Below are 22476 nucleotides of genomic sequence, written 5' to 3' on the forward strand. Positions count from 1 at the left end.
AGGATGGTTGCCCATGTCAGTCGAAATGATTTTTGTGCTAATTGTCATCGTTGCTATGGTCAGTGCCTTGCTGTTTGAAGTTGCCCGTCCGGATATGATCGTGTTCTCTGCATTGGTGGTTTTGCTGCTGTCAGGAATTTTAACGACAGAAGAAGCATTGCGCGGCTTTTCCAATCCGGGAATGCTGACCATTGCCTTATTGTTCATCGTTGTCGGTACCGTACAAAAGCATGGCCTGATTGACCAGATGATGATTGGCTGGCTGAACAAGGGCAAGAGCCTGAAAGGATCATTGTTCCGTATTTTTCTTCCGCTCCCGCTATTTTCGGCTTTCTTGAATAATACGCCGATCGTTGTGACATTGACGCCCTTATTGAAGAAATGGTGTGAAGAAAGGAATATTGCACCATCCAAGGTGCTGATTCCTTTATCGTATGTAACGATTTTAGGAGGCACCATCACCTTGATGGGAACCTCGACGAACCTAGTTATTCACGGCATGCTCATCGATTATGGGCTTCCAGGATTTTCGCTGTTCCAATTGGCGATTGTCGGCATTCCCATCACCATTGTCGGCTTAATCTATTTATTTACCGTCGGCAATATGCTGTTGCCTGAAAATAAGGGGTTCAGCAAGCAGGTTGCTGAAGATTCCCGGAAATACATCGCTGAAATGAGAGTGGAAGAGGCGTTTCCATATACCGGTCAAACGGTTGAAGAAGCGAAGCTTCGTGATTTGAAGGGGCTGTACCTGATTGAAATCATTCGGGATCATGCCCGGATTTCATCGGTCAGTTCCAAAACCGTTATCCAAGCTGGAGATCGCCTGATTTTTACAGGACTTATTTCCACCATTGCCGATTTGCAAAAAAGAAAAGGGCTGACATTGAAGACGGGAACCGATCTTCAATTGGAAGACCTGAAAAACGGCAATACACAGCTTGCGGAAGCTGTGGTTTCCCATGAATCTTCGCTGCTGTCGAAGACCATCAAGCAATCCCAATTCCGTTCACGCTATGATGCCGGTGTTATGGCCGTTCATCGCAATAATGAGCGCATCAAAAGCAAAGTCGGCGATATCATTCTGCGGCCGGGCGATACGCTGCTGCTGCTCGCCGGAACGGGTTTTGTGGAAAAATATCAGCAGTCCAATGACTTTTATGTCGTCTCTTCCATGAAAACCCCAAAATCCCTGCAGGAAAGCCGGTTCGTGGGGTGGTTTTCATTGCTGGTGCTACTGGGCGCCATTATCCTGGTTGTTGTCGGTTGGCTGAGCATGTTCAAAGCCATGGCATTGGCAGTGCTGATTTTGCTGGTGACCAAATCAATTTCAATGGAAGACGCTAAAAACGATGTGCAGTTTAATGTACTGCTGCTGATTGCCAGTGCATTCGGAGTTGGGGCAGCTATGACCAAAACGGGTTTGGCACAATGGGCGGCAGACGGGCTGTTGGCAATCGGCCAGCCATTCGGCCTGCTGGCCATTCTGATTTTAGTGTATCTGCTGACCAGCATCTTTACAGAATTGATCACCAATAGTGCGGCGGCGGTCCTGATGATTCCAATCGGCATCGAAATGGCCAGCAATCTGCAGCTTGACCCAATGGGCTTTGCCGTCATTATCGCCATTTCCGCATCCGCCAGTTTCATCACGCCAATCGGTTATCAGACCAATTTGATCGTCTATGGACCGGGTGGCTATAAATTCACAGATTACGTCAAAGTAGGGACACCCCTTAGTATTCTAGTCATGTCGGTTACCATTGGAATCGTCTACTATTACTGGTTTTAGGAGGAGAAAAAATGAGCAAATCAACGAATATCGTTTGGCATGAATCGAGTGTTACAAAAAAGGATAGACAGAAATTGAATAATCACAAAAGCGGGGTCCTGTGGTTTACGGGGTTATCGGGCTCAGGGAAATCGACGGTATCCGTTGCCTTGGAAAAAGAAATCCACGCACTTGGAATCCGTACCTACCTATTGGATGGGGATAATGTCCGCCACGGGTTGAATAAAAACCTGGGATTCAGTCCCGAAGACCGCACTGAAAATATCCGGCGGATCGGTGAAGTCGGAAAGCTGATGAGCGATGCCGGGGTATTGACTTTGACCGCATTCATTTCTCCGTATCAGGAAGACCGCGATCAAGTCCGTGCGCTGCTTGAAGAAGATGAGTTTATCGAAATTTATGTGAAGTGCAGTGTGGACGCTTGTGAAGCACGCGATCCGAAAGGCCTTTATAAAAAAGCCAGAGCCGGAGAAATCAAAGGGTTTACCGGCATCGATGCACCCTATGAAGAACCGGTGAAACCTGAAATCGTCATTGAAACCGATAAGCAGTCACTGGAAGAATCGGTTCAAGTGATTATCGATTATTTGAAGAAAACAGGCTACTTGGGCTAATGGCAAGTGGCATTGACCTGAATCGACTGCTCGAAATCAGCCTCTCCGCAGGCCGGGAAATCATGGCGGTTTATGGACAGGAACTGACTGTTGAGGCAAAATCGGACGATTCGCCGCTGACGATTGCAGATCAGCGGTCTCACCGCGTAATTGATGCAGGACTGAAGAGCGCCTATCCGGAAATACCGGTGCTGAGCGAAGAGGGCAGTGAAATTCCTTATGAAGAACGGAAAAACTGGAAGCGGTTTTGGCTTGTGGATCCACTCGACGGCACCAAGGAATTCATCAAACAGAACGGCGAGTTTACAGTCAACATCGCATTAATAGAAGGAAACTATCCTGTTCTCGGCGTTATTTATGTGCCGGCGACCGATGTATTCTATTTTGGTGAAGACAATGAGGGCGCCTATAAATTGGAAGATGCTTCTGCTGAAAGGTTTGAAAACGTTGATGTACTGCGCGAAAAAAGCATTTCCTTATCTGCTGAAAAAACGGGGGATATAACCCGGATCGTCACGAGCCGCTCCCATATGTCGGCTGAAACACATGAATTTATTGAACGGCTGAATAATGAAGGGCAATCGATTGAGCGTGTATCGGCTGGTAGCTCTCTGAAATTTTGTCTAGTGGCCGAAGGGCAGGCGGATTATTACCCGCGCTTTGCGCCGACGATGGAATGGGATACGGCTGCCGGACAAGCGATTGTCGAAGCGGCAGGCGGCCTCGTGCAATGCGCCAAAGATCAAAGCCGGTTTTCCTATAACCAGGAAAGCCTCACAAATGGCTGGTTTTTGGCATCAGGGAAGAACTCATGATTTCGAAGAGCCGAGAAATGAAGAAAGAAAAATAACCCGAGTAAATAAATGATATTTTCAGAGTTTTATTGACAGTTATCTTTTATTGCTTTAGTATTTAGACAAATCATAAAACCTAGTAAACTTATAAGGTATTTCTTATCATGAGAGGTGGAGGGACTGGCCCTTTGAAGCCTCGGCAACAGCTTTAGTCTTTGACTGGGGATAATGTGCCAATTCCAGCAGGTCCCGAACGGATCTGGAAGATAAGAAGACAGGCTTGCTGCAATTGCGCATTGGCTCCCTCTCTTCTTGTTCTATTGGAAGAGAGGGTTTTTATTTATATTTTTTGGTGGGAAATTCATTGGATTGTCCACCTGGAGCGATTTCTTCATCTCTTATTTAATAGATAAAGAAGGAGTACAAAATACAAGGTTAGTTTGAAGGAGGAAGTTAGGATGAGCCACGCTGTTTCGTACGAGCAATTTACTGGAGATCCATTTAAGGACCTGGCACCGACCGATACGCTGAAAGGTGCCGCTGATATTCTGGAATGGGCCTATGATTCCTATGGAGAGAATATTGTCTATGCCTGCAGCTTCGGAGCGGAGGGCATGGTATTGATCGATCTTATTTCCAAGGTGAAAAGCGATGCGGAAGTGGTGTTCCTGGACACCGACGTCCACTTCGACCAAACCTATGAATTGATTGAGCGGGTCAAGAAACGCTACCCGAAATTGAACATCCGCATGAAAAAACCGGAATTGACGCTGGAGGAGCAAGCCAGCCAGTTCGGCGATGAACTGTGGAACAGCCAGCCGGATAAATGCTGCGATATCCGCAAAGTCAAACCGCTTGAACAGACCCTTTCCGGCGCACAGGCCTGGATTTCCGGCCTCAGAAGAGAGCAGTCGGCAAGCCGCAGCAAAACGGATTTCATCAATAAAGACAACCGTTTCAAATCCGTTAAGGTTTGCCCGCTGATCCACTGGACATGGGACGATGTTTGGCAGTATATCCAATTGAACGGCCTTGAATATAATATTTTGCACGACGAAGGTTATCCAAGCATCGGCTGCAAGCACTGTTCGTTTGCCGTGACAACGGATGGAGACAGCCGCGACGGAAGATGGAAAGGTTTTGCGAAAACTGAATGTGGCCTGCATACATAATGTGGCCAGCAGGATGATGGAAATCAACGATCAGAAAATGGCGGAATCTTCGTTTCTCTGGTTAAAAAAAGGAGTCTAGGAAGCTTATGAAAAAAGTTTATTTAGTTGGTGCAGGTCCAGGCGACCTTGATTTGATTACAGTGAAAGGGTTGAAGGCCATTCAGAAGGCCGATGTCATCCTTTATGATCGCTTGATAAACCAGGAATTGCTGGACGAAGCGAAAGAACATGCCCAATTGATCTATTGCGGCAAAAAACCCGATAACCATTCATTGAAACAGGAAGAAATCAACGAGCTGCTGTGCCGGTTTGCGCTGCAAGGAAAAATCGTAACACGCCTGAAAGGCGGCGACCCTTTTGTTTTTGGGAGAGGTGGAGAAGAAGCGGAAGCACTGGTGGACCATAATATTCCGTTTGAAATTGTTCCGGGAATCACAGCGGGGATCGCGGCGCCAGCCTATGCAGGAATCCCGGTCACCCACCGCGATTACAGTTCGTCCGTAGCTTTTATTTCAGGGGTCAGCAAAGTCGGCGTCGATCAGGATGAATACTGGGAACATGTCGTTAAAAGTATGGATACATTGTGCATCTATATGGGCGTCAGCAAGCTTCCGGAAATCTGCGGCCGTTTGATGCGCCATGGATTGAAACCGACGACACCGATCGCCTTGATTGAATGGGGGACGACAGAACGGCAGCGGACCGTTACTGGAACGCTTGAGGACATTGTCCGAAACGCCAAGGATTTCGAGAACCCATCGATGATCGTTGTGGGAGAAGTGGTCCGCCTGAGAGACAAATTGCAATGGTATGAGCAGCTGCAGGACGAACAGCAATTCCAGCTTGCCGCCCATGTTGGATAAGGAGATGATGACATGCAGGCTGTATTATATGTAAGCCACGGAAGCCGTGTAAAGGAAACGCGCCAGGAAGCGATGGCGTTTATGGAGCAGGTTCATTTAAAAGTTGATGTGGCTCTACATGAAACCTGCTTTTTGGAGTTGGCTAGTCCGGATATTGGCGAAGGGATCGACAGTCTAGTCGAACAGGGCGCTACAGCGATTGCCGTCGTTCCAGTTCTGCTGTTGAGTGCCGGACATTATTACGAAGATATTCCGGATGAAGTCAAAAAATCAGTATTGCGCTATCCCGACATCCGCTTTACGTATGGAAAACCGCTGGGCGTGCAGGACCGGCTCGTAGAGATTTTAGCCGAACGTCTACAGGAAACGGGCGTGCACCGCTTGCCTGAAGCGAAGATTCTACTGGTCGGAAGAGGCGGGAAAAGTTCGGAAATCACTCGTTCGGTTGAAGAAATTGCTGCGAAACTGGCAGTGAAAGCAAATGTACCGAACGTAGACGTCTGTTATTTGGCCGCAGCTGCCCCGTCATTTGATGAAGGATTGCAAGCTTCCATCAATTCGGGCAGCAAACAGATTTTCGTAGTCCCTTATTTATGGTTCACCGGACTTCTGGTGAAATCAATGCAGAAGAAAATCAACGGATTGTCGTCATACGAACAGCAGATTATCTTATGTGGATATTTAGGCGATCATCCATCTATGGTGGATGCCCTCGCAGAACGTGTGCTTGAAGCGCTGCAAAACGAGCAGCAGCCGGCATGGTGAACGACGGAAGGAGAGATTGGATATGAATGGATTGGCCGGAAAGAAAATAGGTGTGGCAGCCGTACGTGCCGCAAAAGAAATCAGCCTGCTCATTGAAAAGCAGTCCGGCACTCCTGTCATTCTCCCGATTCAGGGAAGGCAGAGGCTAAACGAAGACATCAGCGCACAGAACATCACGGATTTTTTAGCCGAATCTTTTGACTGGGCCATCTTCACAACCGGCATCGGAGCACGAACATTAACGGATTCAGCTGAAAACATCGGTCTGCAATCACGTTATCTCGATAAGCTGAAGGAAACAAAACTGGCCGTTCGCGGCAGCAAAACGATGAAATGGATCAAAGAACATGGTCTGGAGCCGATCCATGTTTCAGAAGATGGAACAATGGACAATCTATTAGCAGCGTTAGATGAAGAGTATAAAGGCAAAAGCCCACAGCGGATCTTCTTGCAGGCCTATGACCAGGACGATGATAAGCTGAAAAGCATATTGGAAGAAAATGGCCATACCGTCTACTTATCCCGCCCTTATTCCTACGAAAAACCAGACGCTCTCGTAGTGGACCAGTTGAAGCAATCCATTATCGAACAGTCCTTGGATGCCATTGTCTTCACCAGTAAAACGCAAGTCAGGAATATATTCGCTGACCCAGCTCAAAGCACGCAGCTGATCAAGGCTTTCAATGACCAGGTGCTGGCAGTAGCTGTCGGCAAAGTCACCGCCAAGGAACTCGAAAGCAATGGCATCAAACAAGTGCTGCAGCCTGAACACCAAAAGATGGGGGCGATGATTGTAGCGATTGACCATCATTACCGCCAGCAGCCTGTGTGAAGGTAGACACCATAGATTGATGAGTGTTTGCTTCATCTCTTAATTAAGTAAACAGCAATTTATCTTATATTTGTTTCTAACTGCACAACTCTTAGAAGAAAGAGCGAAGGGGGTTGACTCCTGGGGGAGCAGCGAAGCTCCGAAATCCACTCGGGCAGCAGCCCGAGTTAGTTCGGCGCAAGCCCCCCGGAAAGCATACACCCGTAGCGATTTCTTCAACACAACGCTTCTTATTGTGAATTAATTACAAAAAATAAACGAATTTCGAGGTGAAACAATTTGCAATTGCAGACAATGAACAGTCCATTCGATCAGGAACAGGTAGAGCTTATCAATCGCTTATTGCCGATGCTGACCGACAATCAGAAAATTTGGCTGAACGGCTATCTGGCTGGGTCCCAGTCAGCCGCTACAGTGGCCGTACAGGAACAACCGGGATTGGAATGGTACGCCCAGCAAGGCGGCGCACCTGCCGCTACCCGTGAAATCACCATCTTGGTCGGATCCCACACAGGCAACTGTGAATCGGTCGCTAAAGAGGTTTCGAAAAAATTGCAGGACAAAGATTACCAGGTGAAGCTTACGCCAATGGATGAGTTTAAACCGAAAGACTTGAAGAAAGTCGAAGATTTGCTGATCATCACCAGTACGCATGGGGATGGCCACCCGCCCGATAATGCCCTTGCCCTCTATGATTTCCTATATAGCAAGCGGGCGCCTAAGCTCGAAGATGTCCGTTTCTCGGTGCTGGCTCTTGGCGACAGCTCTTATGAGTTTTTCTGCCAGACAGGCAAAGATTTTGATAAGCGCCTGGAGGAATTGGGTGCCAACCGGATCCACGCACGCGTGGATGCCGATCTGGACTTTGAAGAACCGGCAGAAGAATGGTTTGACGGTGTTTTCAGTGTCCTGAATAAAGACAGAGAAACAGATCGTCCGGGCGCTCCAACGGCTGCTTCGGGTACGCAGCAAACTGCACCGGCTGAACAGCCGGCTTATTCCCGCAGCAATCCGTTCAACGCGGAAGTTTTGGAGAATATCAACTTGAATGGCCGTGGTTCGAATAAGGAAACCCGCCACCTGGAACTGGATTTGGAAGGCTCGGGCCTGCAATATGAGCCGGGTGACAGTTTGGGGATCGTTCCTGAAAACGAAGATCAGCTGGTTGACCAATTGATCGCTGCAGCAGGATGGAATCCGGATGAACCGGTATCCATCAATAAGCAGGGCGATACAAGCTCCCTGCGCGACGCTTTGATCACTACTTTTGAAATCACGAGTCTATCAAAACCTTTGCTTGAAAAAGCGGCAGCTTTTGCAGAAGGCAATGCTTTGGCCGATCTATTGGAGCCCGAAAACAAAGAACAGCTGCAGGCTTATATCTATGGAAGAGACCTGATCGACTTAACGGAAGATTTCGGTCCGTGGCAAACGCCTGCTGCTGAATTCATTAAAATACTGCGCAAAATACCGGTTCGCCTGTATTCGATTGCCAGCAGTTCCAAAGCAAATCCGGATGAAGTGCATCTGACTGTAGGGGCTTTGCGTTATGAAGCGAATGGGCGGAAACGGACAGGCGTCTGCTCGACACAATGCGCAGAACGCTCAGAAGCCGGCGCAAGCTTGCCTGTCTTCATCCAAAGCAATAACAATTTCCGCTTGCCTGAAAATCCGGAAACGCCGATCATCATGATCGGTGCCGGAACAGGAGTCGCCCCTTATCGTGCCTTTATGGAAGAACGCGAAGAAACGGATGCTCAGGGAGACGCATGGCTGTTCTTCGGTGAACAGCATTTCGTCACCGATTTCCTTTACCAGACCGAATGGCAAAGATGGCTGAAGGATGGCGTTCTGACAAAAATGGATGTTGCCTTTTCCCGTGATACGGCTGAAAAGATTTATGTGCAGCACCGTTTGATGGAAAAAAGCCAGGAAGTGTATCAATGGCTGGAAGCCGGCGCGAATGTCTATATCTGCGGCGATGAAAAATACATGGCCAAAGATGTCCATGCTACGCTAGCGGCCATTTTGGAGCAGGAAGGCAATATGAGCGCGGAACAAGCGGAAGAATATCTGACTTCGATGCGCAGCGACAAACGTTATTTGCGCGATGTTTATTAAGCAGAACCGCTCAACATTGAAAGGGGCTTATCATGAAAATTAAAGAGTTGACTGACATAGAAGGCACTCCAAGTGAAATGGAGGTCATTAAAGATAGAACCAATTATTTACGGGGCAATATTGAAGAAAGCTTTGCGGAGCGCCTGACGGCTTCGATTCCGGATGAAGACACCAAGCTGTTGAAATTCCACGGCAGCTATATGCAGGATGACCGGGATATCCGCAACGAACGTGCGCAGCAGAAGCTTGAACCTGCTTACCAATTCATGATCCGCGTCCGGTTGCCGGCAGGTGTGGCAACGCCGCATCAATGGCTGACGATGGACAATCTGGCCAACACGCACGGCAACGGCACGTTGAAGCTGACGACACGCCAGACGTTCCAAATGCATGGCATCCTGAAATGGAATATGAAGAGTACCATCCAGGAAATGAATCATGCTTTGATGGACACGATTGCCGCCTGCGGAGACGTTAACCGGAATGTCATGTCGACATCCAATCCATATCAGTCGGATGTCCACGGAGAAGTTTATGACATTTCCCGTGAGTTAAGTGAACACCTGTTACCAAAAACAAGAGCTTATCATGAAATTTGGCTGGACGAAGAAAAAGTTGTCGACAGCAATGAAGCAGAAGAAGTGGAACCGATGTACGGGCGCTATTATTTGCCGCGGAAATTCAAAATCGGTTTCGCGATTCCGCCTGCCAATGATGTCGATATCTATTCGCAGGATCTTGGATTTATTGCCATCTTGAAAGACGGCAAGCTGCAGGGCTTCAACGTGACAGTCGGTGGTGGCATGGGTATGACACATGGCGACACGAATACGTATCCGCAATTGGCGCGTGTCATTGGATTCTGCCCGCCGGACAAAGTCAATGAAGTCGGTGAAAAAATTCTTACGATTCAGCGTGACTACGGCAACCGGACGGACCGGAAAAATGCCCGTTTCAAATACACTGTCGACAGACTGGGCCTTGATTGGATCAGAAATGAACTGAACACGCGTCTGGGCTGGGAGATTGAACAAGAGCGACCGTTCCAATTCGACCGCAACGGCGACCGCTATGGCTGGATTGAAAGCGACGGGAAATGGCATTTGACGTTATTCATCGAGAACGGCCGTGTCAAAGATTTTGATGGCTACCCATTGATGACAGGACTTCGCGAAATTGCCCATGTCCACACGGGGGAATTCCGCCTGACTGCCAACCAGAACTTGATCATCAGCAATGTTACGGCAACAAATAAAGAGAAAATCGATGCCTTGGTTGAGAAATATGGCTTGACCGACGGCAAAGAAAATTCAGCGCTGCGCCAGAACTCGATGGCATGTGTGGCGTTGCCGACTTGTGGTTTGGCAATGGCCGAGGCGGAGCGGTACTTGCCGGTGCTGATCAGCAAAATCGAAGATACGCTGGACGAAGCTGGTCTGCGTGATGAGGAAATCATCATCCGCATGTCGGGCTGCCCGAATAGCTGTTCACGCCCTGCACTTGGGGAAATCGGTTTTATCGGCAAAGCACCTGGCAAATACAATATGTATTTGGGTGCGGGCTTTGCAGGCGACCGCCTGAACAAAATGTACCGCGAGAATATCGGAGAAGAAGAGATTTTAGCGACACTCAAGCCGATTTTCTTCCAATTCGCCAAAGAGCGCGCGGAAAACGAACATTTCGGTGATTTCGTCATCCGTGCCGGTTATGTGGCGCCGGTCACATCTGGCCTCAATTTCCATAGCTGAAATCAAATAAGATCCATTCAATAGCCCGGGGGTGATTTCCGGGCTATTGTTGTCAGGAAAATCAACGGGAGAGGAGTGTTCAATTTGAAGTACAGTTACGTTTCCCATCTTTACTGCCCAAAATGCGAGGCTACATACGATACAGAACAGCAGCATCAATTATGTACATGCGGTTCGCCGTTACTGGTGGATTACCATTGGGATGAATTGAAAGCCGCTTTGAGTCCGGAAGAGTTGTTGAAAAGGAAACCGACCTTATGGAGATATCATGAAATGCTGCCAGTGGAAGACGAAGCGAACGTCGTATCACAAGGCGAAGGCATGACGCCTTTGATCGCGATGCCGACCCTTGGCAAGGATATGGATGTAGAAAGCCTCTATATGAAAGATGAAGGGCTGATTCCAACCGGCACATTCAAAGCCAGGGGAGCGGCAGTGGGAATTTCGAAAGCTAAAGAAGTCGGCGTCAAGGAGTTCGCGATGCCGACAAACGGCAACGCGGGTGCTGCCTGGGCGCTTTACGGCGCGAAAGCCGGCATCCGATCGACCATCGTCATGCCGCAGGATGCACCGAAAATCACCCGCAACGAAGTGGCATTGTCGGGTGCTAATCTCTACCTGGTTAACGGCTTGATCAGCGATGCCGGGAAAATCGTCGGGCAGGCTGTAAAGGATTTTGGCTTTTACGATGCCTCGACTTTAAAGGAACCTTACCGGATTGAAGGCAAGAAAACGATGGGATTGGAAATCGCTGAGCAGATGGACTGGGAAATGCCGGACGTCATCCTTTATCCGACAGGCGGCGGTGTCGGCTTGATCGGCATCTATAAAGCCCTCAATGAACTTAAGAAATTAGGGTGGGTCAAAGGTGATTTGCCGCGCCTTGTAGCCGTTCAAGCAACAGGTTGTGCGCCGATTGTGAAAGCCTGGGAAGAAAAGAAGAACGAGTCCGAATTCTGGACAAATTCCAGCACGCAGGCTTTTGGAATCAACGTGCCAAAAGCGCTGGGCGATTTTCTGGTATTGGATGCCATCTATAAGACAAAAGGCTGTGCCATTGCAGTAGATGATCAAGCCATGCTTGCCGAACAGGCAAAAATTGCTCGCCTGGAAGGGTCCTTCATTTGTCCGGAAGGTGCGGCGGTTTTTGTGGCAATCCGTGAGTTGCGAAAACAGAGCTGGATCAAAGACGGCGAAACGGTTGTCGCGTTGAATACCGGAGCAGGCATCAAATACCCGGATACAGTGAACATTGATGTGCCGACTTTGGAAATAGGAGAATCGATTACAAAAGAGGCGATAGCTAAAAGCTGAGGATTAATCGGTATAGCATACAATAGAGCGAAAATCATAATTTCCAAGCCTTTCATCAGAACATTCAACTGATGAAAGGTTTTTTTTTGCAGAAGGCGATTTTCGTAGGTGGGATGCTGTTTTCTTTAACAGCTATCATATTTTCTTTTACTATTCTATGATTAGGAGAAAAGAAGGACTGTTTTAGTTTGCGGAAGGAGAATGATGATGGGCAAGGGGAAATGGACGGCTTTAATGTGGATTGCCATAGCAGAACTTTTCGCATTGAGTCTATGGTTCAGTGCGAGCGTCACAGGGGCGGAGTTGAGGGAGCTTTGGAATCTCACCGTACTGACAGAGGCGTGGTTATCGGCATCGGTTCCGGCCGGCTTTATCATCGGTACATTGATCAGTGTTTCTTTCGGGATAGCAGATCGCTTTAATGCCCGAAGAGTGTTTGCGCTTTCCGCATTAGCGGGTGCGCTGATCAATGGCCTGTTGATCGTTGCAGACAGTGCCATGATCGGAATTGCCTTGAGGATAATGACCGGAGTGACGCTTGCTGGCGTTTATCCGACAGCTGTCAAATTGCTTTCTCAATGGTTCCCCTCAAAAAGAGGACTGGCGCTTGGGATTTTGATCGCAGCACTGACTTTGGGCTCGTCCTTGCCCCATTTCATCAGTCTTCTTTTTTCTTCTGTGGACTGGAAGCTGGTCATCGTCGTCAGCTCTCTGCTGGCGCTGGCTGCAGCAGGCATTATGAACTGGGTGGTAAAAGACGCACCAACTTCACCGCAAAAGACAATTTTTTCTTTTAAACTAATAAAACAAGTGCTGCTCAATAAACCGGTCATGCTGGCGAATTACGGGTATTTCGGCCATATGTGGGAATTGTATGCGATGTGGACGTGGCTCCCTGTATTTCTTGCGGCCAGTTTCGCCAGCAGCTCTTCCCAGGTCAGCCCGGAAATTATTTCGTTAGCCTCGTTTGTGTCAATTGGAATTGCCGGAGCAGTCGGCTGTGTTTTGGGCGGGATGGCCGCAGACAGTTTAGGAAGGTCGCGTCTGACCATTCTTTCTTTACTGATCAGTGGCAGCTGCTCCATCATCATCGGCTTTACGTTCGGGCAGGCCTTCTGGTTGACCCTTCTCGTGGCAGTCATTTGGGGAATGTTCGTGATTTCCGATTCGGCTCAGTTTTCAGCAGCGGTGACGGAATTTGCGGAGACGCCTTACCTGGGGACAGCTTTGACGTTCCAGATGTGCATCGGATTTTTGATTACAATTTTTTCGATCAACTTGATTCCTGTTGTGCAAAGCTTGATCGGGTGGGAATGGGTATTTATTTTGCTGAGTATTGGTCCTGCATTAGGCATAGTCTCCATGGTGAAATTCAGCCTATATGAAACAGCGGGAAGAAGCGAAAAGTAGGTTTTTGTGGATAAAAAGTACTATCATTTTTTGATAATTATGATTATGATAGAACTAATATAATTGCTGGATGCAAAGGGGATAGCGGAATGAATTGGTTGCCGAAGAGAAAAAATAAGGTAGCAGCTTTCTGGGAATGGTTTGCAGACAATAAAGAAGCTTTCTTTGAATTGGGTGATTCTGGACGAGGGAAACTTTTCAGCCAATTGGAAAAGAAGTTGCAGAAGGTTAACCGGCATTTGGCTTTTGAACTCAGTGAGATTCTGGTGGATGGGAAGCGGGAATTCGTCATCAGTGCGGATGGCATGGTGGAGGCCTTTGACGATGTCATCGATTTAGTCGGACAGGCACCTGAGCTCGATTCTTTTGACATCATCGCCTTTCGGCAAAAACAGGACGAAGAAGTTTCCATTGAATATGGCGATATTGAACTGGCATGGGATGATATCTTCTGTACATTCGAAAAAGAAAGCAATAGCGATGAAGTCAACCTGATTCTGTACATAAAAGGCTTTACAGAAGAAAACGAAGATGAGTTCATCTCTGCCTCTTTTATTCTGCTGGATACCATCATCGGAGAATACAATGCAGGCATGCGTATCGGGGAAATCGAGTTCGTCAGCTACAATGGCCAGCCTGATTTACTGCCAGTAAAGGAATTACAGAGTCTTTTTTGATTGAAGGAGCTTCATGAAATTTGAAGTTGGGCTGGTATATTTAAGTTGAAAACCTGTCAGGAAGAATCCTTCCTGACAGGTTTTTTTAGATGAAAGAATACTTAGGTCAATTAAAGAATGAATACTCATCTACTGGATCCTGCGCTCCAGGCGGACGCTTTCCGCGGGCTCGCGCCGAACTAACTCGGACTAGCGCCCGAGTGGATTTCGGCACTTCGCTGTTCCCGCAGGAGTCGCCGCCTTGCGCTCCGGATCCTTAATTGAAGGGTTTACAAGGTTTGTAAAGACTACTTTTTTTAAAATCTAATTAGCGAGCTTCTCTTTTTGATTGAAGCCGCAAGCTCCATCTTTTGCTGGTAGTGAGTACAGGAAATAACGATGGTTATTCTTGCTTGTTCAGCCGTTTGCGGGCGGAGGAATTGACTGGAGTGATGTCTTTTTTGCCAAGGGCTTTCGCTAAACCGAATTCAGGCATATTGACGTAAATCGATTCTGATTGGCCAGGGGAGATGAGATAGGTTTCATGATAGATGCCGACAGCATCATTGTTTCTTGCTTTTTGGTTGAAAGTTTTCCAGGCAGGCAAATGTTTCTGGCCTTTTGAATAGGCATTCAACTCTTCTTCTGACTGCCAATATTGAACCATAAAAGTGAGCGGCGGTTTGAAAAAACTTTCAGAAGACAGGCAGCCCAGTTCTTTGTGGATGGCCAGCTCTTTGATCATTGGGGGCATGGCTGCCATAACGGGAAGCCATTTATGCACAGCTCTCCATTTGTTGATTCGCATTCCGATGACAAAGACAACGATTCCCTCGTGGCTTTCAGCAGTGAATCTTCCGGGAAAAACGTTTGCGCTCATTATTTTTCCTCCTCAAGAACGTAATGTTCTTTTTGTTTCTTCGCACCAGTCAATAGCAGCTTGTGTCGTCCGCAATCCATAGTCCAAAGTGATCAGCCAAAAAGGAGCATCGGGCTGACCGGTCAACTGTGTGCTGATCATTTCTTGGATTCCGAGATAAATGTTGTAGCGGTCAGTAAGCTTATCGCGATAAGCATCCAAATGGTCGAGTGTGTCTTGAACATCCAGATTCCGGCTGAAAAAAAGCTTCAGCAGCAATTCATTCTTTTCAGTCGGGAGCTGCTGAATAGGCTGTTGAATCCATTCTTTAAGAACGTATTCGCCTTCAGCGGTGATTGTGTATTCCTTTTTATCGGGCTTGCCATCCTGGGCCTGATCTTCGACGGACGCATAACCTTTTTCCACCAACAATTTCAACGTGGGATAAATTTGTCCATAACTGATTTTCCAAAAGTGAGTCAAGCTGGTATCAATCATTTGTTTAATCGAATAACCCGTGCGGCATTCCGTGGTCAAGAGTCCCAGTATGGCATATTGAGTATGGTTTTCTTTTGGCATCCACCCACCTCCAACTATCTTTTTGATACATATCTAATTGATATAAAAATACTCTTTTTTCGTTTGTTTGTCTATAAATTATCATCAATAAGATTTATTTGTTAAAAGAACAGGTATAGCAAGTAAAAGGGGTGGTCGTAATGAAGGGAAAAGGAACGCAGAAAATAGAAGCCGGCTTTGCGGCTCGGGACAAACTTACAGCGGAAATGACTGGATCACTTCCATTGGCCGTACAGAATTGGCTTACAGCAATTGGGGCGGTCGGCCATGAAAAAATCGATTCCGTGAAGCTCAAACAATCGGGAATGATGAAATTGAAACCCGAACAGAAAAAATGGACCGCCTCCGAAGCGGAACAAATCAGCTTCACGGATCCACCTGCTTTTCGTTGGTCCGTGAAGATGAAAATGGGGAAAGGCCTGGTCGTGACGGGCAAAGACAGCTTTCAGGAAGGCAAGGCGGATATGCGCATCAAACTTGCCGGGATTCTGCCAATTTCCAGATCAGTCGACAACGAAAAGACGAATGAATCGGCTTTGCAGCGCTACTTGATGGAGCTGTCTTGGTATCCGTCCGCTGCGCTCAGTCCGTTCATTTCCTGGCAGGAAGTGAATGCGTATTGTGCAACGGCAACCATGAATTATGGCGGTCTGACCGGTTCCGCCACTTACTTCTTCGATGAGCATTACGAGCTGCTGAAAGTGGAGGCCTGGCGCTATAAAGAAAATGGAGAAGATGCGCGTCCGTTGCTGTGCATAGGGACCATCAACGAACACAAACAGGTGGGTGCATTGAAGGTGCCGGTGGACATGGAGATCAGCTGGGAGCTGGCAGAAGGAACGTTCACCTGGTATAAATTTCAGGCGCACGATTTCCAGTTCAATCCTTGAATCCATCAGTGAGAAATTCGAAATGAATATGAAAACATATTCTAGGTGAACGCAAAGAACGTGGAAATTTTCCTTTTTTATACAGATCCAGCCCGGAATTTTGAAGCCTTTTTTTAGGAGAAAAAGGTGCGGGAAGCTGTTTTTTTCGATTTATTTAAGGATTGTGAAAAAAATCACAGAAATTTCATTGTTTTTTGACAGATCGCCTTGACCTGCCCATCAGATACAGGTACCATATCTAGAATACTTAAAACAGAATAGTGAATTCTTATCAAGAGAAGTTGAGGGACTGGCCCGATGAAACTTCAGCAACCAGCCGAAAGGTCAGGTGCTAAATCCAGCAGGCAAGTCATTGTCTGGCAGATGAAAAGGAACGAGTTTGATATCGTAAAGCCTTCTTTTTCATGAAGGCTTTTTTTGTATATATAGGAGGTTGAAGAGGATGGGGTTATTAGACGAATTAAAGACCAGGATTTTGACGGCTGATGGAGCCATGGGAACCTTGCTGTATTCGTACGGCATCGAGTATTGCAACGAGGAATTGAATTTGCAGCGGCCGGAAGTGATCGAGAAGATTCACCAGGATTACATTAAAGCCGGAGCGGACATCATCCAGACCAACACATACGGAGCGAACGCAGCCAAGCTTGCGCGCTACGGTCTGGAAGAACAGGTCGCGGATATCAATAGAGCGGCAATTGACATCGCCAAACGTGCGGCAGCACCCGGCGGCCAATTTGTATTCGGGACTATCGGGGGCATACGCGGAATCCGCAAAAGCGATGCCACATTGCAGGAAATCATTGCGATGGTCGATCAGCAGGCAAGCCATTTGCTTGCCGGAAATCCTGATGGCTTATTGCTGGAAACTTATTACGATTTCGAAGAACTCGCGGAAACGGTCAAGCACCTGAAAGGAATCACTGATACACCGCTGATTGCACAAGTTTCCATGCACGATCCGGGGATTCTGCAAAACGGCATGTCCTTGAATGACGCACTGCATCAATTGGAGACGCTCGGAGCCGATATTGTCGGCGTCAACTGCCGTCTTGGGCCGCACCATACCATTCAGGCTTTTGATGAAGTCACCTTGCCTGAAAAAGCGTTCCTGTCTGCTTATCCGAATGCCAGCCTGCTGGATGTGGAAGATGGACGGATCGTCTATGAATCGGAAGCGGATTATTTCGGACGCGCTGCTTTGTTATTGAGAGAAGAAGGTGTCCGATTGATCGGCGGCTGCTGCGGCACGACGCCGAAGCATATTGAAGCGGTGAAAAAGCATCTTGGTAATTTGCCGCCGATCGTCCATAAGGAAGTCACTGAAAGAAAACCGATTGTCATCCGTGAAGCAGAAGCACTGGAAGTCAAGCCGCTCCATGAAAAAGCCAAAACGGAACGGACCATCATCGTGGAATTGGATACACCGCGCCATTTGGATACCACCAAATTCCTGGAGGGCTCTGCCGCTTTGAACGATGCCGGAGTGGACGCCATAACGATGGCGGACAATTCACTGGCATCGCCGCGCATCAGCAATATGGCGATGGGATCGATCCTCAAGCATAAGCAGGATATTCGGGCACTTGCCCACATCACCTGCCGCGACCGCAACCTGATCGGTCTGCAATCGCATTTGATGGGGCTCGATGCGCTCGGAATCCATGATATACTCGCCGTGACGGGAGATCCGACCAAAGTCGGTGATTTTCCGGGAGCGACCAGCGTCTATGACGTGTCGAGCATGGAATTGATCCAGCTGATCAAAAAGCTCAATGAAGGCATTTCATTTTCCGGTAAGCCGTTGCGGAAAAAAGCCAACTTTTCGGTAGCGGCGGCATTCAATCCGAATGTCCGCGTACTGGACCGGGCAGTGGCAAGACTTGATAAGAAAATTGAAAGTGGTGCGGATTATTTCATTTCGCAGCCAGTCTATACAAAAGAGAAAATCGTAGAAATCCACGAAGCGACCAAACATCTGGAGTCTCCGATCTTTATCGGGGTGATGCCGTTGACCAGCATCCGCAGTGCCGAATTCCTGCACAATGAAGTGCCGGGCATCAAACTATCGGATGATGCACTGGAACGCATGCGCGCCTGCGGGGAAGATAAAGACCGCGCTACTGCGGAAGGCGTCCAGATTGCGAAAGAATTGATCGATACGGCGGCGGAGCTATTCCATGGCATCTACCTGATCACGCCGTTTGTCCGTTACGACATGACCGTGGAATTGATTCGTTATATCAGACAACTAGATCAACAGAAAGAGAGCGATGCCAGCCATGTCCAAACATCTTATTGAACAACAACTGGAAAAAAGAATATTGATCATCGACGGAGCTATGGGAACGATGATCCAAAACGCGGATCTTTCCGCTGAAGATTTTGGTGGCGATGAATTCGACGGCTGCAACGAATATTTGAATATTGTCCGTCCGGAGGTTATTGAAGAGATTCATACAGCTTATCTGGAAGCGGGAGCTGATATTCTTTGCACCAATACGTTCGGTGGAACGCCGATCGTGTTGGATGAGTATGGGATCGGCAACCAGGCAGCAGAAATCAACCGGCTCGGAGTGGAAATTGCCAAAAAAGCGGCTGCTGCTTTTTCAACGCCGGAATGGCCGCGTTTTGTGGCCGGTGCTATTGGGCCGACGACGAAAACATTGTCGGTGACTGGCGGTGTCACATTCGATGAAATGCTGGAAAACTTTTATGTGCAAGCCAAGGCATTGATTGAAGGCGGAGCGGACTTGATCCTTTTAGAGACGAGCCAGGACATGCTGAATGTCAAAGCTGCGACGATCGGCATCAAACAAGCCTTTGAAGAAACCGGAATCGAATTGCCGATCATGGTGTCGGGAACCATCGAACCGATGGGCACGACACTTGCGGGCCAAAGCATTGAAGCGTTTTATATCTCGATTGAACACGTTAAACCGTTATCGGTCGGCTTGAATTGTGCCACCGGACCGGAATTCATGACGGACCATATCCGTTCGCTGTCCGAGCTGTCGGACGGCTACGTCAGTTGTTACCCGAACGCGGGTCTGCCGGACGAAGACGGGCATTACCACGAAACGCCGGAATCCCTTGCGAAAAAACTGCGGGGCTTTGCCGATAAAGGCTGGTTGAATGTAGTGGGCGGCTGTTGCGGAACAACGCCTGCACATATCAAGGCAGTCCGTGAAGCCATGGAAGGCCTGGCACCAAGAAAACCGGATCGTGTCGATCATGGCCATGTCGTGTCGGGCATTGAAGCCTTGCAATACGATGAGACCATGCGTCCCCTTTTCATCGGAGAGCGGACGAACGTCATCGGTTCCCGCAAATTTAAACGGCTGATCATTGATGGCCAGTTTGAAGAGGCATCTGAAATCGCCCGTGCACAAGTGAAGAATGGTGCGCACGTCATCGATATCTGTCTGGCAAACCCGGACCGCGACGAAGTGGAAGACATGACCAATTTCATGAAAGAAGTCGTCAAAAAAGTCAAAGTGCCGCTGGTCATCGACTCCACTGATGAAGAAGTCATCGAAGTGGCGCTGAAATATTCGCAAGGGAAAGCCATCATCAACTCGATCAACCTTGAAGATGGGGAAGAGCGTTTTGATGCGGTGATGCCGCTTGTGAAAAAATACGGCGCAGCAGTTGTCGTCGGAACAATCGATGAGCCGGGCATGGCGGTTACGCGTGAGCGGAAACTGGAAATTGCCCAACGTTCGTATGATTTATTGGTCAATAAATGGGGGCTGGCACCGGAAGATATCATTTTCGATCCGCTGGTATTCCCGGTCGGTACAGGAGATCAGCAGTATATCGGATCGGCTGTGGAAACCATCGAAGGAATCCGCCTGATCAAAGAAAAAATGCCGCGCGCTTTAACCATCCTGGGTGTCAGCAACGTATCATTCGGTTTGCCGCCGGTGGGTCGTGAAGTGTTGAATGCGGTCTATCTATACCATTGCACGCAGGCAGGCTTGGATTACGCCATCGTCAACACGGAAAAACTGGAGCGCTATGCATCGATTCCAAAACAGGAGATCGATATGGCCAATGAATTGCTGTTTACGACGACAGACCAAACTTTGGCTGATTTTACGGCTTTCTACCGCGACAAGAAAAAAGAGAAGACTGAAGACGACATCCCGAAAACGGTACCTGACCGTTTGGCTTATTATATTATAGAAGGAACAAAAGAAGGCCTGATTCCGGATTTGGAAAAGGCGCTGGAAATGTATGATGAACCGCTGGATGTCATCAATGGACCCTTGATGAAAGGAATGGCCGAAGTTGGCCGGTTGTTCAACGACAACCAATTGATTGTCGCCGAAGTGCTGCAAAGTGCCGGCGTCATGAAAGCGGCGGTTTCATTCCTCGAACAATTCATGGAGAAGAAAGAAGACGACTCCGGAAAAGGGAAGATCGTACTGGCTACGGTGAAAGGCGATGTCCATGACATCGGCAAAAACCTGGTTGAGATCATCTTGAGCAATAACGGCTTTAAAGTAATCGATGTCGGCATAAAAGTGTCGCCGGCGACATTGATCGAAGTCATCCGGAAAGAAAAGCCGGATATGATTGGCTTGTCAGGCTTGCTGGTCAAGTCAGCGAAGCAGATGGTCATCACCGCGCAGGATTTCAAGGAAGCGGGCATTGATGTGCCGATTCTGGTAGGAGGTGCGGCGTTGTCACGACGCTTTACCGAAACCAAGATTTCAGCGGAATACGACGGACCGGTTATTTACGCGAAAGACGCCATGCAAGGGCTGGACCTGGCCAACCGCCTGCAAAGCGGTGCAGGCAAAGCCGAGCTCTTGCTGGAATTGGATGCCCAACAGGAAAAACGCCAGGCTTCTGAAGCGGTGCGCGCAGCCAAACCGGCTGTGGCAGTTGCCGAGAAGCCGGTCAAGACGGTCCGCGAAGATGTACCTGTCTTTGTACCAAATGACTTACGGCGCCATGTGCTGAAGGATTATTCGGTGGCGCATCTGTATCCATATGTCAATATGCGCACCTTGATCGGCCATCACCTCGGGCTGAAAGGTTATAGCGATAAAACCTTGGCGCAGGGCGATCCGCGTGCTGTGCAGCTGCATGAAATGGCCACCAACTTCCTGAGTTCCGGGTTGTTGAAGCCATCCGGCCTTTATCAGTTTTTCCCGGCTCAAAGCGACGGCGACGATGTCGTCATCTATGATCCAAAAGATGCCAAAACGGAAATCGAGCGCTTCACGTTCCCACGCCAATCGGCTCCGCCATTCTTGTGCCTGTCCGATTACCTGAAATCGGTGAACAGCGGAGAAATGGATTACGTAGCCTTTATGCAGGTGACTGCAGGATTCGGTGTCCGCGACGAAGCGACGCGTTTAAAAGAACAAGGAAAATTCCTGGAAAGCCATGCCCTCCAAGCGACAGCGTTGGAATTGGCTGAAGGCTTTGCCGAACGCATCCACCAGGAAATCCGCGACCAATGGGGCTTCCCGGACGCAACGGATTTCTCGATGCGCGATCGTTTTGCAGCGAAATACCAAGGGCAGCGCTTCTCCTTCGGCTACCCGGCTTGTCCGAACCTCGAGGATCAGGCAAAACTATTCAATCTCATCAAGCCGGAAGACATCGGCGTCCATCTGACAGAAGAATACATGATGGATCCGGAAGCATCAGTATCGGCAATGGTTTTCGCCCATCCGGATGCGCGATATTTTATTGTGGATTAATGAAGAAAAGCGGAAACGGCCGCTGAGCTCCGACAGGCATAAGACAGACCAGCAGAGTGGCGCTCTTTGCCACGGCGCTGGGTTGGCTTATGACCCAAAGAGCTGGGCGCTGTAGCTGGACAATAGCGAAAAGCGAAGGCAGCCGTTTAGCCCCGATAATAAGAAAACAAAAAAATAAGCAAAAGCGGGAAATCGTTGATTTCCCGCCTTTGCTTATTGTGAAGAAACTTCTCCCAAGCATTGATTTCGAGAAGCTCGCCGCTCGCTTTTGGATTCATGTTCATGTGCATGTTTTTTCATGAGAGTTTAGGCTGAACGACTGCAAATTCATTTGAACGACTGTAAAT

At 48.4% G+C, this 22476-nt stretch carries 17 protein-coding genes and 2 riboswitches; of the genes, 15 read left to right on the forward strand and 2 right to left on the reverse strand.

The features are described from left to right. The first annotated feature begins 13 nt into the window (after positions 1 to 13). From K8U60_RS04395 to K8U60_RS04450, 12 genes are all read left to right on the forward strand, one after another. Positions 14 to 1792 carry an SLC13 family permease gene (locus tag K8U60_RS04395; protein ID WP_223634972.1) on the forward strand — a complete coding sequence of 593 codons (1779 nt, stop codon included), beginning with the start codon at positions 14 to 16 and terminating at the stop codon, positions 1790 to 1792. Positions 1793 to 1803: 11 nt separating this feature from the next. Beyond that, the gene (gene cysC, locus K8U60_RS04400) at positions 1804 to 2406 is read left to right on the forward strand and encodes an adenylyl-sulfate kinase (protein WP_223634974.1); all 603 of its coding nucleotides are present in this window, start codon (positions 1804 to 1806) and stop codon (positions 2404 to 2406) included. Further along, a complete protein-coding gene (gene cysQ / locus K8U60_RS04405) occupies positions 2406 to 3221 on the forward strand; it encodes a 3'(2'),5'-bisphosphate nucleotidase CysQ (RefSeq protein WP_223634976.1) in 816 nt (271 codons plus the stop codon). Before cysC ends, cysQ begins: the two co-directional genes overlap by 1 nt. A gap of 135 nt (positions 3222 to 3356) precedes the next feature. Next, positions 3357 to 3473: riboswitch (SAM riboswitch) on the forward strand. Between the two features lie 185 nt (positions 3474 to 3658). Beyond that, positions 3659 to 4372: a phosphoadenylyl-sulfate reductase gene (locus K8U60_RS04410; protein WP_223634978.1), complete on the forward strand. Its 714-nt coding sequence runs from the start codon at positions 3659 to 3661 to the stop codon at positions 4370 to 4372. 86 nt (positions 4373 to 4458) lie between these two features. Next, complete coding sequence (cobA, locus tag K8U60_RS04415; protein WP_223634980.1) at positions 4459 to 5235, forward strand: uroporphyrinogen-III C-methyltransferase; 777 nt, start codon at positions 4459 to 4461, stop codon at positions 5233 to 5235. Positions 5236 to 5247: 12 nt separating this feature from the next. Further along, positions 5248 to 6000 carry a sirohydrochlorin chelatase gene (locus K8U60_RS04420; RefSeq protein WP_223634982.1) on the forward strand — a complete coding sequence of 251 codons (753 nt, stop codon included), beginning with the start codon at positions 5248 to 5250 and terminating at the stop codon, positions 5998 to 6000. A 22-nt stretch (positions 6001 to 6022) separates the two neighbouring features. Then, positions 6023 to 6832 (forward strand): uroporphyrinogen-III synthase, encoded by an 810-nt coding sequence (locus K8U60_RS04425; protein WP_223634986.1) that lies wholly within the window; start codon positions 6023 to 6025, stop codon positions 6830 to 6832. Positions 6833 to 7111: 279 nt separating this feature from the next. After that, positions 7112 to 8953 carry an assimilatory sulfite reductase (NADPH) flavoprotein subunit gene (locus tag K8U60_RS04430; RefSeq protein ID WP_223634990.1) on the forward strand — a complete coding sequence of 614 codons (1842 nt, stop codon included), beginning with the start codon at positions 7112 to 7114 and terminating at the stop codon, positions 8951 to 8953. Between the two features lie 32 nt (positions 8954 to 8985). After that, entirely contained in the window at positions 8986 to 10701 is a 1716-nt protein-coding gene (gene cysI, locus K8U60_RS04435; protein WP_223634992.1) for an assimilatory sulfite reductase (NADPH) hemoprotein subunit, read from the forward strand. An 84-nt stretch (positions 10702 to 10785) separates the two neighbouring features. Beyond that, on the forward strand, positions 10786 to 12015 hold the full coding sequence (locus K8U60_RS04440) for a threonine synthase (RefSeq protein WP_223634995.1): 1230 nt from the start codon (positions 10786 to 10788) through the stop codon (positions 12013 to 12015). A gap of 207 nt (positions 12016 to 12222) precedes the next feature. Continuing rightward, on the forward strand, positions 12223 to 13425 hold the full coding sequence (locus K8U60_RS04445) for an MFS transporter (protein WP_223635998.1): 1203 nt from the start codon (positions 12223 to 12225) through the stop codon (positions 13423 to 13425). A gap of 89 nt (positions 13426 to 13514) precedes the next feature. Continuing rightward, entirely contained in the window at positions 13515 to 14102 is a 588-nt protein-coding gene (locus K8U60_RS04450) for a hypothetical protein (protein WP_223634997.1), read from the forward strand. Between the two features lie 382 nt (positions 14103 to 14484). Here K8U60_RS04450 and K8U60_RS04455 read toward each other — a convergent pair whose 3' ends face one another. Together K8U60_RS04455 and K8U60_RS04460 are read right to left on the reverse strand one after the other, a co-directional pair. Beyond that, complete coding sequence (locus K8U60_RS04455; protein WP_223634999.1) at positions 14485 to 14961, reverse strand: DUF4188 domain-containing protein; 477 nt, start codon at positions 14959 to 14961, stop codon at positions 14485 to 14487. A 12-nt stretch (positions 14962 to 14973) separates the two neighbouring features. After that, positions 14974 to 15519, reverse strand: coding sequence for a PadR family transcriptional regulator (locus K8U60_RS04460; protein ID WP_223635001.1), 546 nt, complete (start codon positions 15517 to 15519; stop codon positions 14974 to 14976). Positions 15520 to 15659: 140 nt separating this feature from the next. Here K8U60_RS04460 and K8U60_RS04465 point away from each other — a divergent pair, with 140 nt between their 5' ends. The 3 genes from K8U60_RS04465 to metH all read left to right on the forward strand — a co-directional run bounded on the left by K8U60_RS04465 (position 15660) and on the right by metH (position 22129). Beyond that, positions 15660 to 16409 (forward strand): DUF6920 family protein, encoded by a 750-nt coding sequence (locus tag K8U60_RS04465; RefSeq protein ID WP_223635003.1) that lies wholly within the window; start codon positions 15660 to 15662, stop codon positions 16407 to 16409. A gap of 265 nt (positions 16410 to 16674) precedes the next feature. Continuing rightward, positions 16675 to 16779: riboswitch (SAM riboswitch) on the forward strand. Positions 16780 to 16851: 72 nt separating this feature from the next. Next, a complete protein-coding gene (locus tag K8U60_RS04470; protein WP_223635005.1) occupies positions 16852 to 18711 on the forward strand; it encodes a bifunctional homocysteine S-methyltransferase/methylenetetrahydrofolate reductase in 1860 nt (619 codons plus the stop codon). Then, a complete protein-coding gene (gene metH / locus K8U60_RS04475) occupies positions 18692 to 22129 on the forward strand; it encodes a methionine synthase (RefSeq protein WP_223635008.1) in 3438 nt (1145 codons plus the stop codon). Before K8U60_RS04470 ends, metH begins: the two co-directional genes overlap by 20 nt. Positions 22130 to 22476 lie beyond the last annotated feature (347 nt).

This window comes from Planococcus circulans, from assembly GCF_020023385.1.
Lineage (GTDB): Bacteria > Bacillota > Bacilli > Bacillales_A > Planococcaceae > Planococcus.